This window comes from Kitasatospora sp. NPDC047058, assembly GCF_040643935.1.
GTDB lineage: Bacteria > Actinomycetota > Actinomycetes > Streptomycetales > Streptomycetaceae > Kitasatospora.
This window is the reverse complement of sequence record NZ_JBEYVJ010000233.1, coordinates 1-11,806: the sequence shown is the minus strand read 5'-3', so window position 1 is coordinate 11,806 and position 11,806 is coordinate 1. Positions and strand designations below refer to the sequence as shown.

Sequence of the window (11,806 nt, the reverse complement as noted above, 5' to 3'; positions counted from 1 at the left end):
GCCCCTCAAACGCGCCCAACACCGCGACTGGCCACCACCAGCCCCCACAGTCATCGCGATCACCAGAACGAACACGACCTAAGTCACCGGCATTGGGGCTAGGGGCTGTCCGGCGCAAGGGGCCCGGTCGAAGCTCGCCTTCGAGGTGGATTCGGCGGTGCCGGTTGTCCGGGGCGTCCATAATGAGAGGAGAGAAGTCTCCCCCCGTCCCCGGACCCGTTCAGCCCCCTCTGCCCTCTCCTCGCCCGGCCGCAACGGCGCGGTCAGGTCGTTCCCCCGAAGGTGCCATGCCTCCCACACTCGCCTCCGTCGTCCGCAACACCTCGCTCCATCTGACGGTCCTCGCCGGTGCGGACCATCTGGAGCGGCAGGTCCGCTGGGTGCACACCAGTGAGCTGGACGACCCGACGCCGTTCCTCGAGGGCGGCGAGCTGCTGCTCACCACCGGCATCAAGCTGGGCCGGACCGCGGCCCAGCTGCAGGCGTACGTGCACCGGCTGGCCGATGCGGGCGTGGTGGGGCTGGGCCTGGGGGTGGGGCTGTCGCACACGGAGGTGCCGCAGCCGCTGGTGGACGCGGCGGCGCAGCGCGGGCTGCCGCTGCTGCGGGTGCCGGAGCCGACGCCGTTCATCGCGATCAGCAAGGTGGTGTCGGCGGCGCTGGCGGCCGAGCAGTACGAGGCGGTGACGACCAGCTTCGAGGCACAGGAGGAGCTGACCCGGGCGGCGCTCGGCAAGGACGGCACCACGGCGGTGGTGCGCCGGCTGGCGGCGCGGCTCGGCGGGTGGGCGGCGCTGTACGACGGGTCGGGCGCGCTGTCGGTGGTGGCGCCGGACTGGGCGGCCCGCCGGGCGGGGCGGCTGGCGGCCGAGGTGGACCGGCTGCGGCGGCGGCCGGCGCCGTCGAGTGCCGCGCTGCAGGGGCGTTCGCCGGGGATAGACACGGCCGACGAGGACTACGTGGTGGTCCAGTCGCTGGGGGCGGACCGGCGGGCGAGGGGTTTCCTCGCGGTCGGCACCGAGGACCGGATCACCCCGACCGAGCGGTACGTGCTGAACGCGGCGGTGGCGCTGCTGACCCTCACCCTGGAGCGCTCGCGCGAGCTGCGGCAGGCGGAGGAGCGGATGGGCGCGGCGCTGCTGCGGATGGTGCTGGCGGGTGAGGTGACGACGGCCCGGCAGGTGGCGGCGGGGCTGTTCGGCGGTCTGCCGGAGGGGACGGTCCGGGTCCTGGTGGCGGGGGCCGGTCAGGGCGTGGACGCCTCGGAGCCGCTGGGCGAGCTGGGGGACCGGGCCGAGCAGGCCGGGGCCCGGGTGGGCGAGAAGCTGCTGGTGGCGCGGGAGGACGCCGTGCACGGGGCGCGGCTGATGGTGCTGGCGCTGGACAACGGCGCGGTGCACCGGGCCTGTCTCGGGGCGGTGGAGGAGCACGAGGGGCTGTCGCTGGGCGTCTCGGCGCCGGCCGCGCTGGAGGAGGCCGGGACGGCGCACGCGCAGGCCGAGCGGGCCTTGGCCGTGGCGCTGCGCGGCGGCCGCCGTTCGGTGGACCACGAGGAGGTCGGAGCGGGTTCGCTGCTGCCGCTGCTGGGCGAGGACGCGGTGACGGCGTTCGCGGAGGGGCTGCTGCGCCCGCTGCGGGAGCACGACCGCACGGCGCGCGGTGACCTGGTGGCCTCGCTGCGGGCCTGGCTCTCCAGACACGGGCAGTGGGACGCGGCCGCCGCCGACCTGGGGGTGCACCGGCACACGCTGCGCTACCGGATGAAGCGGGTCGAGGAGCTGCTGGGCCGCTCGCTGGACGACACCGATGTGCGGATGGAGCTCTGGCTCGCGCTGCGCTCGGGCGAGGAATAAATCCCGGGCCTGGACGGGATGGAGTGGCCGCGAGGACGAACGCTACTTCGCGGCCAATCCGGCTTGGTGCGCCGCCGCCCTACCCTCGGTTCAGGTTCCACGTCCGTGGGGCCGTGAGGACGACGAGGAGAGGGCCGGTACCACGGTGACCACCACGTACGATTTCTGGCTGGCCGGCCGCCGGGTGAGCGGCGAGGCCGAGCTCGAGGTGCACAACAGCTGGGACGGCCGCCTGGTCGGCACGGTCGGCGTGCCGACCGAGGCCCAGGTCGAGGAGGCGCTGGACGCCGCCGTGGCCGCGCTCCCGGTGTTCGCCGCGACCCCCGCGCACGTGCGCGCCGCCGCGCTGGACCACGTCGCCAAGCGGCTGGCCGAGCGTTCCGAGGAGATCGCCCAGCTGATCACCGCCGAGAACGGCAAGCCGGTCAAGTGGGCCCGCGGCGAGGTCGGCCGTGCCGTCTCGGTGTTCCGCTGGGCGGCCGAGGAGGCCCGCCGGACCAACGGCGAGACCATGCGGCTGGACACCGACCCGGGCGGCGTGGGCCGTTTCGCGCTGGTGCGCAAGTTCCCGCGCGGCGTGGTGCTGGGCATCGCCCCGTTCAACTTCCCGCTGAACCTGGTCGCCCACAAGGTCGCCCCGGCGATCGCGGTCGGCGCCCCGATCATCCTCAAGCCGGCTCCGGCCACCCCGCTCTCCGCGATGGTGCTGGGCGAGATCCTGGCCGAGACGGACCTGCCGGCCGGCTCCTGGAGCGTCCTGCCGGTGCCGAACGACCGGATGCCCGCCCTGGTGCAGGACCCGCGTCTGCCGGTGATCTCCTTCACCGGTTCGGACAAGGTCGGCTACCAGATCATGGACTCGGTGCCGCGCAAGCACACCACCCTGGAGCTGGGCGGCAACGCCGCGGCCGTGGTGCTCGCCGACTGGTCCTCGGAGGCCGACCTGGACTGGGCCGCCACCCGGATCGCGATGTTCGCCAACTACCAGGGCGGCCAGTCCTGCATCTCGGTGCAGCGCGTGATCGCCGACGCGTCCGTCTACGACGCGCTGGTGGAGAAGGTCGTGGCCAAGGTCGAGGCGCAGGTCACCGGTGACCCGAACGACGACGCCACCGACGTCGGCCCGCTGGTCGACGAGAACGCCGCCAAGCGGGTGGAGTCCTGGGTGGACGACGCGGTCGCCAAGGGCGCCAAGGTGCTCACCGGCGGCACCCGCGAGGGCGCGACCTACGCCCCGACCGTGCTCGCCGAGCTGCCGGCCGACGCGATCCTGGCCAGGGCCGAGGTGTTCGGCCCGGTCCTGTCGCTGCACAAGGTCGACGGCACCGACGAGGCCTTCGCCGCGGTCAACGACTCCGACTTCGGCCTGCAGGCCGGCGTGTTCACCCGCGACCTGCAGACCGCCTTCCGCGCCCAGCGGGAGCTGGAGGTCGGCGGCGTGATCATCGGTGACGCGCCGTCCTACCGCGCCGACCAGATGCCGTACGGCGGTGTCAAGGACTCCGGCGTCGGCCGCGAGGGCGTCAAGTACGCGATGGACGACTACACCGTCGAGAAGGTCATGGTCCTCACCGGCCTGGACCTCTAGGACGCGGTCACCCGAGGGGCCCGGTACCGCCGAGCGGTGCCGGGCCCCTCGGTGTGCCCGGACCGCGCCCGCGGGGGCGTACGTGCGCCGGGGGGCGTACGTGCCGGGGCCGTCGCCCCGGTCAGACGTGCCCGGCCACCGCGGCGACGGCCTCCTCGACCGTCGCGTTGCCGGCGACCAGTTCCAGGGTGTGCCCGGCGGTGCCCGGCTCGTGCAGCAGCGCGGCCAGGACGGCGGCCACGTCGGCCCGGTCGACCGGGCCCTGCCCCACGGAGGGGGCGAGCCGGACCAGGCCGCTGCCGGGCCCGTCGGTGAGCCGGCCGGGGCGCAGCACCGTCCAGTCGAGGGTGGTGCGGGCCCGGACGGCGTCGTCGGCGGCGCCCTTGGCCCGCAGGTAGGTCTCGAACACCGGGTCGGCCCGGTACACCGCGTCGGCGTCGGCGCCCATCGAGGAGACGATGAGGTAGCGCCGGACGCCGGCCAGTTCGGCGGCGTCGGCGAGCAGCACGGCGGCGTCGCGGTCGACCGTGTTCTTGCGGGCGGCGCCGCTGCCCGGTCCGGCGCCGGCCGCGAAGACCACCGCGTCGGCGCCGGTGAGCAGCGCGGCGAGTTCGGCGGCGGTGGCGGCCTCCAGGTCGAGCAGCAGCGGCTCGGCGCCGGCGTCCACCAGGTCCTGGGCCTGCTCGGGGCGGCGGATGATCCCGGCGGGACGGTCGCCGCGCTCGGCGAGCAGCCGCTCCAGCCTGAGGGCGATCTGTCCGTGGCCCCCGGCGATGACGGTACGCATGGCTCCGACGGTAGCCGCGCGGCGTCCCGGCGTCCTGGGGAGGCCGCCGGGCAGGACACAATGGGCGCATGACTTCGCTCGCCCACCCGCAGCTGCGCTTCACCCCCGTGGTGAAGGACCCCTCCGGCCCCCGGGAGCTGGTGATCCTCGGCTCCACCGGTTCGATCGGCACCCAGGCCATCGACGTGGTGCTCCGCAACCCGGACCGCTTCAGGGTGGTCGCCCTGTCGGCGGCCGGCGGGCGGGTGGAGCTGCTCGCCGAGCAGGCGCTGCAGCTGGGCGTGCACACCGTGGCGGTCGCCGACCCGGCGGCCGAGCCGGCGCTGCGCGCGGCGCTGGCCGCGAAGGCGGCCGGGCGGCCGCTGCCGGCCGTGCTGGCGGGCCCGGACGCGGCCACCGAGCTGGCCGCGACGGAGTGCCACTCGGTGCTGAACGGCATCACCGGTTCGATCGGGCTGCGCCCGACGCTGGCCGCGCTGGAGGCGGGCCGGGTGCTGGTGCTGGCCAACAAGGAGTCGCTGATCGTCGGCGGCCCGCTGGTGAAGGCGGTCGCGCAGCCCGGGCAGATCGTGCCAGTGGACTCCGAGCACGCCGCGCTGTTCCAGGCACTGGCCGGCGGTACCCGGGCCGAGGTCCGCAAGCTGGTGGTCACCGCCAGCGGTGGCCCGTTCCGCAACCGGACCCGTGAGCAGCTCGCGGGCGTCACCCCCGAGGACGCGCTGGCGCACCCGACCTGGGCGATGGGCCCGGTGGTGACGATCAACTCGGCCACCCTGGTGAACAAGGGCCTGGAGGTGATCGAGGCGCACCTGCTGTACGACGTGCCGTTCGAGCGGATCGAGGTCGTCGTCCATCCGCAGTCGGTCGTCCACTCGATGGTGGAGTTCACGGACGGTTCCACGCTCGCGCAGGCCAGCCCGCCGGACATGCGGATGCCGATCGCGCTGGGCCTCGGCTGGCCGGACCGGGTCCCGGACGCGGCACCCGGCTGCGACTGGACCAGGGCCGCCACCTGGGAGTTCTTCCCGCTGGACAACGAGGCCTTCCCGGCGGTCGAGCTGGCCCGCGAGGCGGGTTCGCTGGGCGGGACCGTCCCGGCGGTGTTCAACGCCGCGAACGAGGAGTGCGTGGAGGCCTTCCTGAAGGGCCGCCTCGCCTTCACCGGGATCGTGGACACTGTTGCCAAGGTCGTGGCGGAGCACGGGGCGCCCGTTCCGGGAACTTCCCTGACGGTCGAGGACGTCCTGCACGCGGAGGACTGGGCGCGGGCCCGGGCCCGGGAGCTGGCGGCCGGCTGATCCGGCGGGCCCGCGGCACGTCCGGGGCCCGGGCGGCAGGGACCGGGACCGGTCCCGGCCGTGACAGACCCCGGCGGTATCCGGTAGGACAGCCGGTAGGACAAGAAGACGAGCGGAGCGGCATGACGGAGGATCAGCGGTGGCAACGGTGATGACGGTGGTCGGCATCCTGGTCTTCGCGGTCGGGCTGCTCGTCTCGATCGCCTGGCACGAGCTCGGGCACCTGTCCACGGCGAAGCTGTTCGGCATCCGGGTGCCGCAGTACATGGTCGGTTTCGGCCCGACCGTCTGGTCCCGCAGGAAGGGCGAGACGGAGTACGGCATCAAGGCGATCCCGCTGGGCGGGTACATCCGCATGATCGGGATGTTCCCGCCCGGTGAGGACGGGCGGATCACCAAGCGCAGCAGCTCGCCGTTCCGGACGATGATCGAGGACGCCCGGGAGGCCTCCTACGAGGAGCTCCAGGAGGGCGACGAGAACCGGCTCTTCTACACGCGGAAGCCGTGGAAGCGGATCATCGTCATGTTCGCCGGGCCGTTCATGAACCTGGTCCTGGCGTTCGGGCTGTTCCTCACCGTCAACATGGGCTTCGGCCAGCCCACCTCGCTGCCGACCATCGGCTCGGTCTCCCAGTGCATCGTCAAGGCCGGCCAGTCGACCGACGTCTGCCCGGCCGACGCGCCGCCGACCCCGGCCCACCAGGTCGGCCTGAAGCAGGGCGACAAGGTGCTCTCCTTCGACGGCGACCGGATCCGCGACTACGACCAGCTCCAGGCGGACATCCGCAAGTCGGCCGGCCGGACCGTGCCGGTCGTGGTCGAGCGGGACGGGCAGCAGCTCACGCTCACCCCCACGATCGCCGTCAACGCGGTGCAGAAGTTCGACGGCAACAACATGCCGGTCAAGGGCGAGACGGTCGAGGCGGGCTTCCTGGGCTTCACCCCGAAGCGCGCCGTCGTCCAGCAGACCTTCGGGCAGTCCCTGGACCGGATGTACGACATGGGCGAGAACGGGGTGAAGTCGCTGGCCGCCCTGCCCGGCAAGATCCCGGGCCTGTGGAACGCCGTCGTGGACGACGCCCCGCGCGACCCGGACTCGCCGATCGGCATGGTGGGCGCCGCCCGGGTCAGCGGCGAGGTCTTCTCGCTCGACATCCCCGGCAGCCAGCGGATCGCCTTCTTCGTCAACCTGCTGGCCGGGATCAACCTCTCGCTCTTCCTCTTCAACATGCTGCCGCTGCTGCCGCTGGACGGCGGTCACATCGCCGGCGCGGTCTGGGAGTCGGTCCGCCGGCGCTTCGCACAGCTGTTCAAGCGCCCCGATCCGGGCCCGTTCGACGTCGCCCGGCTGATGCCGCTCGCCTACGTGGTGGCCAGCATCTTCATCGGTTTCACCCTGCTCGTGCTGGTCGCCGACCTGGTGAACCCCGTCAAGATCAGCTGACGGTGCGGGCCCGGCTGGTGTGCCCGGGGCCACCACCGTGCCGTACCGTTGGGGCCGGGTGCGCGTTCATCGGCGCTCCCGGCCCCGGCCTTCCCGAACGGCCCGGACCGACCACACCTCAACCCCGGGGAACCCTGCGCACATGACCGCGATCTCGCTCGGTATTCCGTCCCTGCCGCTCAAGCCGCTCGCCAAGCGCCGTTACTCCCGGCAGATCATGGTCGGCAACGTGCCGGTCGGCGGCGACGCACCCGTCTCGGTGCAGTCGATGACCACCACGGTGACCGCGGACATCAACGCCACGCTGCAGCAGATCGCGGAGCTGACCGCCTCCGGCTGCCAGATCGTCCGGGTCGCCTGCCCGTCGCAGGACGACGCCGACGCGCTGCCGATCATCGCGAAGAAGTCGAAGATCCCGGTCATCGCGGACATCCACTTCCAGCCGAAGTACGTCTTCGCCGCGATCGACGCCGGCTGCGCCGCGGTCCGCGTCAACCCGGGCAACATCAAGGCCTTCGACGACAAGGTCGGCGAGATCGCCAAGGCCGCCAAGGACGCCGGGATCCCGATCCGGATCGGCGTCAACGCCGGTTCGCTGGACAAGCGCCTGCTGGAGAAGTACGGCCGGGCCACCCCGGAGGCGCTGGTCGAGTCCGCGCTCTGGGAGTGCTCGCTGTTCGAGGAGCACGACTTCCGCGACATCAAGATCTCGGTCAAGCACAACGACCCGGTCGTGATGATCAACGCCTACCGCCAGCTGGCCGCCGCCTGCGACTACCCGCTGCACCTCGGCGTGACCGAGGCCGGCCCGGCGTTCCAGGGCACCATCAAGTCCGCGGTCGCCTTCGGCGCGCTGCTCGCCGAGGGCATCGGCGACACCATCCGGGTCTCGCTCTCCGCCCCGCCGGCCGAGGAGATCAAGGTCGGCAACCAGATCCTGGAGTCGCTCGGCCTGCGTGAGCGCGGCCTGGAGATCGTCTCCTGCCCGTCCTGCGGCCGCGCCCAGGTCGACGTCTACAAGCTCGCGGAGGAGGTCACCGCCGGCCTGGAGGGCATGGAGGTGCCGCTGCGCGTCGCCGTCATGGGCTGTGTCGTCAACGGCCCGGGCGAGGCCCGCGAGGCCGACCTCGGCGTCGCCTCCGGCAACGGCAAGGGCCAGATCTTCGTCAAGGGCGAGGTCATCAAGACCGTTCCCGAGTCGAAGATCGTCGAGACCCTGATCGAGGAGGCCCTCAAGCTCGCCGAGCAGATGCAGGCGGAGGGCGTCGAGTCCGGCGCCCCGACCGTGACCGCCGCGGAGTGACCGGCGGACCGACGTTTTCCGGAAGCGGGGCCGTCCGTGCGCGGACGGCCCCGCGGCCGTAGCCGGGTGGGGCCACGGAGTAGGGTGCGGCCAGAGTCGTCTCAGTGAGGTGCTGTCTCGATGCTCGATCGAGGTGTGATGCTCCCCAGCTCGTTCCAGGCCGCCCGCGCCCTGGCGACCACGCGTGTCCTGGAGGCCCCCGATCTCGAGGACACCCTGGCGCTGCTGCACCGCGACCCGGTCGCCAACGCCTTCGTGGCCACCCGGGTCGAGGCCGTCGGGCTGGACCCCTGGCGCCTCGGCGGCGAGATGTGGGGCTGGTACGACGAGCACGGCGAGCTGGACGCACTCTGCTACGCCGGAGCCAACCTGGTCCTGGTCAACGCCGGACCGCAGGCCGTCCAGGCCTTCGCCGAACGGGCCCGCCGCCAGGGCCGCCGCTGCTCCTCGATCGTCGGCCCGGCCGAGCCGACCGCCGCGCTCTGGGCGCTGCTGGAACGCAGCTGGGGACCGGCCCGCGAGGTGCGCGGCCACCAGCCGCTGATGGCCACCGGCGCGCCGTCCGCCGAGATCGTCCCCGACCCGCTGGTGCGGCGGGTGCGGCGGAGCGAGATCGAGACGCTGATGCCGGCCTGCGTGGCGATGTTCACCGAGGAGGTCGGGGTCTCCCCGCTGGCCGGGGACGGCGGACTGCTCTACCAGGCCCGGGTCGCCGAACTGGTCTCCACCGGGCGCTCGTTCGCCCGGTTCACCGAGGACGGCCAGGTGGTCTTCAAGGCCGAGATCGGCGCCGTCACCGAGGGCGCCTGCCAGATCCAGGGCGTCTGGGTCGACCCCGCGCACCGGGGCCGGGGGCTGTCCGTGACCGGCATGGCCGCCGTCCTGGACATCGCCCTGCGCGAGGTCGCCCCGGTGGTCTCGCTCTACGTCAACGACTACAACCTGCGGGCCCGTGCCGCCTACCGCAGGGTCGGCTTCCGCGAGGTCGGCGCCTTCATGAGCGTCCTCTTCTGATCTCCGCCCGCGGGCGGCCCGGACGGGTAGTAACGTCCGGGGCATGGATCAGCTGACCGGGGTGACGATCGAGCCCATCGACCTTGCGGCCTGGGCACCGCAGGCGCTCGATGTCCAGGCGGTGGCGTTCGGGCTGACGCCCGAGGAGGTCATGGTCCGGCTCCACATCGTCGGGCGGCACGCCCAGCAGCCCGGGGTGATCGCCCTGGGGGCGCTGAGCGGCCCGCGGCTGGTCGGCTTCGGGTACGGCATGCCCAACCGCCGGGACCACTGGTGGAGCACGGTGATCCAGCCCTACCTGGAGGCCCGCGGGTGCGGGGACTGGCTGGACGGGGTCTTCGCGATCACCGAACTGCACGTGCTGCCCGAGTACCAGGGCCAGGGCATCGGCTCCGCCCTGATCCGCAGCCTCTGCGAACGCTCCGGCCTGAGCCGCAGCATCCTCTCCGCCATCGACGCCGAGACGCCGGCCCGCCGGCTGTACCGCTCGCTCGGCTACCGCGACCTCGCCCGCGCGGTGCACTTCCCGAACACCGAGCGGCTCTACGCCGTGATGGGCGCCCCGCTGCCGCTGCTGCGGCCGCCGGCGGCTCAGAGCGCGCCGGCGAACTCCAGGTAGAGCTCGGCGTCCGCGCGGCGGCCCGCCGCCAGCGCGCGCAGCCCGAGGTCGGCCGCGCGGAACAGCGTCCAGCCGCGCAGCCGCTCCCGGTCCACCTCCAGGGCGTCCGACAGCTGGTGCAGCCGGCGGCGGACGGCGGCCGGCACACCGGGGGAGCCGACCAGGGTGTCCACGCGGTCCAGGGCCAGCCGGGCCAGGTCGTACGCACGCTCGCCGGTCAGCGGCCGGGGGTCGATCACCAGCCAGGGCGCGCGGTCGGCGGCCAGCACGTTGCCGTGGTGGAAGTCGCCGTGCAGCAGGAAGGTCTCGGTGGCGGAGCCGAGCAGCCCCTCCGCGGCCGCCACGGCCTCGTCCACCAGGGCGGCCGCCGCGCCGGCGCCGGGCAGGCCGCGGTGGTGGCGCAGGAAGTCGGCGGTGGCGGCGGCCCGGTCGGCGAGGGGTTGGAAGCGGTGGCCGGCGGGCGGCTCCACCCAGAGCCGGTGCAGCAGGCTGGTGGCCTCCAGCATCGCCTTCGGTTCGGCCAGCGAGCGCAGCGGGATGTCCCCGTGCAGCCGCTCCAGCAGCAGCACCCCCCGGGCCGGGTCGGCGGCCAGCAGCAGGACGGCGCCGCGGCCGGCCCAGTGGGTCAGGGCGGCGTGCTCCTGGGCGGTCTCGGGGGTGACCAGGCCGGCCTTGAGGACGGCGGGGCTGAGGTCGTCGCGGTGGACGAGGCCGACCAGGCTCAGGCTGCCGCCGGGGTCGAGCACCCGCTCCAGGGTGAGGTCCCAGCGGGCCAGCTGGGCGGCGACCAGGGCGGGCAGTTCCGCCAGCCACCGCCGCCCGTCGTCGTCCGTGCCGACGCTGCGCGCCAGCCACTCGGGGACGGTGATCTGCCCTGTTGCTCCCGACATGCCGGCCTTCCGGTTGATGCTCCCCCGTGGTGCTCCCCGTCCATTGTCGGCCATGGTGCCGAAACCGCAGGTCAGCGACGCGATTGCGCAGGTCAGGGGAGCCGGGCCGACGGAGGCGTCAGCCGGTCGGGGCGGCGCCGGGGCTGCCCGTGGCCGCGGCCACGGGGTCGGGCAGGCCGGGGAACGGGGTGGCGGTGGCGCCCCAGCGGCGGGCGCGCAGGGCGCACTCGCGCAGCGCGTCGGCGGCGGTGCCGCGCTGGGGGCCGGTGACGGCGGCGACCAGGTCGGCGTAGACGGCGGTGAGCCGGGTCTCGATGTGGGCGGCGAGCCGCCCGGCCCCGGCCGCGTCGGTGACGGCGAACGGCAGCTGGTACCCGGCGGCGGCTGCGCTCGGGGTGGCGCCGACCCCGCCGAGCAGCCGCTGCCAGGCGTCCCGGCGGGTCTGGTGGGCGGCGTAGGCGGTGCGGGCGTCGGCGCGCTGCGGGTCGTCCGGGAGCCGGGCGCCCACCACGCCGTAGCCGTAGATCGCGGCGTGTTCGGCGCTCAGCGCGGCCTGGAACGCCGTGACGGCCTCCGGGGCGACTGCTGCGCCGTCGGCCGCGCCGGACGGTGTGCCGGACGCCGTGCCGGGGGCCGACGCGGAGGGGGTGCCGGCCGGGTCGGCGGGCGCGGGGGCCGGGACGGTCACCGGGGCGGTGTCGCCGAGGGCGGCCGCGTGCAGCACCCCGGCCGCGGAGACCGAGGCCAGCAGCCGGGCCAGCTGCGGCGAGGCGGCGCCGAGATCGGCGAGCCGGGCCTGCGCGGTCTGCCGTTCCAGCGAGGCGAGCGCGGCGGTGGTGGTGACCGCCTGACCGCCGGCCGTCGCCGGGGCGGAGCCGGAGGGCGTACCGGCGGCGGAGCCCGGGGCGGTGGCGGCGGACGCGGCGGCGGAGCCCGGCAGCCCGGCCGCCAGCGCGGCCCGGTGCTGGCCCCGTCCCGGGAGCGGGCCCTTTCGCATGTCCGGAGGCACC

10 protein-coding genes are annotated in these 11,806 nt (G+C 74.2%); 7 read left to right on the top strand and 3 right to left on the bottom strand.

The features are described from left to right. The first annotated feature begins 287 nt into the window (after window positions 1–287). On the top strand, window positions 288–1,853 hold the full coding sequence (locus ABZ885_RS27295) for a PucR family transcriptional regulator (RefSeq protein ID WP_360193888.1): 1,566 nt from the start codon (window positions 288–290) through the stop codon (window positions 1,851–1,853). A 145-nt stretch (window positions 1,854–1,998) separates the two neighbouring features. Beyond that, entirely contained in the window at window positions 1,999–3,441 is a 1,443-nt protein-coding gene (locus tag ABZ885_RS27290) for an aldehyde dehydrogenase family protein (protein ID WP_360193885.1), read from the top strand. Window positions 3,442–3,562: 121 nt separating this feature from the next. Here ABZ885_RS27290 and ABZ885_RS27285 read toward each other — a convergent pair whose 3' ends face one another. Continuing rightward, entirely contained in the window at window positions 3,563–4,228 is a 666-nt protein-coding gene (locus tag ABZ885_RS27285; protein ID WP_360193882.1) for an NAD(P)-binding oxidoreductase, read from the bottom strand. A gap of 68 nt (window positions 4,229–4,296) precedes the next feature. On the opposite strand from ABZ885_RS27285, the gene dxr reads away from it, so the two are divergent. The 5 genes from dxr to ABZ885_RS27260 all read left to right on the top strand — a co-directional run bounded on the left by dxr (window position 4,297) and on the right by ABZ885_RS27260 (window position 9,906). After that, a complete protein-coding gene (gene dxr / locus ABZ885_RS27280) occupies window positions 4,297–5,526 on the top strand; it encodes a 1-deoxy-D-xylulose-5-phosphate reductoisomerase (protein WP_360193879.1) in 1,230 nt (409 codons plus the stop codon). Between the two features lie 139 nt (window positions 5,527–5,665). Beyond that, complete coding sequence (locus tag ABZ885_RS27275; RefSeq protein WP_360193876.1) at window positions 5,666–6,970, top strand: M50 family metallopeptidase; 1,305 nt, start codon at window positions 5,666–5,668, stop codon at window positions 6,968–6,970. 142 nt (window positions 6,971–7,112) lie between these two features. Then, window positions 7,113–8,273, top strand: a complete 1,161-nt coding sequence (gene ispG, locus ABZ885_RS27270; protein ID WP_313763827.1) for a flavodoxin-dependent (E)-4-hydroxy-3-methylbut-2-enyl-diphosphate synthase — start codon at window positions 7,113–7,115, stop codon at window positions 8,271–8,273. A gap of 138 nt (window positions 8,274–8,411) precedes the next feature. After that, complete coding sequence (locus ABZ885_RS27265) at window positions 8,412–9,287, top strand: GNAT family N-acetyltransferase (protein ID WP_360193891.1); 876 nt, start codon at window positions 8,412–8,414, stop codon at window positions 9,285–9,287. Window positions 9,288–9,330: 43 nt separating this feature from the next. Further along, window positions 9,331–9,906, top strand: a complete 576-nt coding sequence (locus tag ABZ885_RS27260; RefSeq protein WP_360193872.1) for a GNAT family N-acetyltransferase — start codon at window positions 9,331–9,333, stop codon at window positions 9,904–9,906. Here ABZ885_RS27260 and ABZ885_RS27255 read toward each other — a convergent pair. Both ABZ885_RS27255 and ABZ885_RS27250 read right to left on the bottom strand, forming a co-directional pair. After that, the gene (locus ABZ885_RS27255; protein ID WP_360193869.1) at window positions 9,879–10,796 is read right to left on the bottom strand and encodes an aminoglycoside phosphotransferase family protein; all 918 of its coding nucleotides are present in this window, start codon (window positions 10,794–10,796) and stop codon (window positions 9,879–9,881) included. The two genes, ABZ885_RS27260 and ABZ885_RS27255, sit on opposite strands and share 28 nt — an antisense overlap. Window positions 10,797–10,914: 118 nt before the next feature. After that, window positions 10,915–11,806 (bottom strand): ferritin-like domain-containing protein (locus ABZ885_RS27250; protein WP_360193866.1); only part of this gene is annotated, 892 nt, incomplete at its 5' end.

Bases quoted from the DNA above. Each gene is read 5' to 3' on its own strand.
- ABZ885_RS27265 (WP_360193891.1), top strand. From the start codon at position 8,412: ATGCTCCCCAGCTCGTTCCAGGCCGCCCGCGCCCTGGCGACCACGCGT.
- ABZ885_RS27260 (WP_360193872.1), top strand. From the start codon at position 9,331: ATGGATCAGCTGACCGGGGTGACGATCGAGCCCATCGACCTTGCGGCC.
- ispG (WP_313763827.1), top strand. From the start codon at position 7,113: ATGACCGCGATCTCGCTCGGTATTCCGTCCCTGCCGCTCAAGCCGCTC.
- dxr (WP_360193879.1), top strand. From the start codon at position 4,297: ATGACTTCGCTCGCCCACCCGCAGCTGCGCTTCACCCCCGTGGTGAAG.
- ABZ885_RS27255 (WP_360193869.1), bottom strand. From the start codon at position 10,796: ATGTCGGGAGCAACAGGGCAGATCACCGTCCCCGAGTGGCTGGCGCGC.
- ABZ885_RS27285 (WP_360193882.1), bottom strand. From the start codon at position 4,228: ATGCGTACCGTCATCGCCGGGGGCCACGGACAGATCGCCCTCAGGCTG.
- ABZ885_RS27295 (WP_360193888.1), top strand. From the start codon at position 288: ATGCCTCCCACACTCGCCTCCGTCGTCCGCAACACCTCGCTCCATCTG.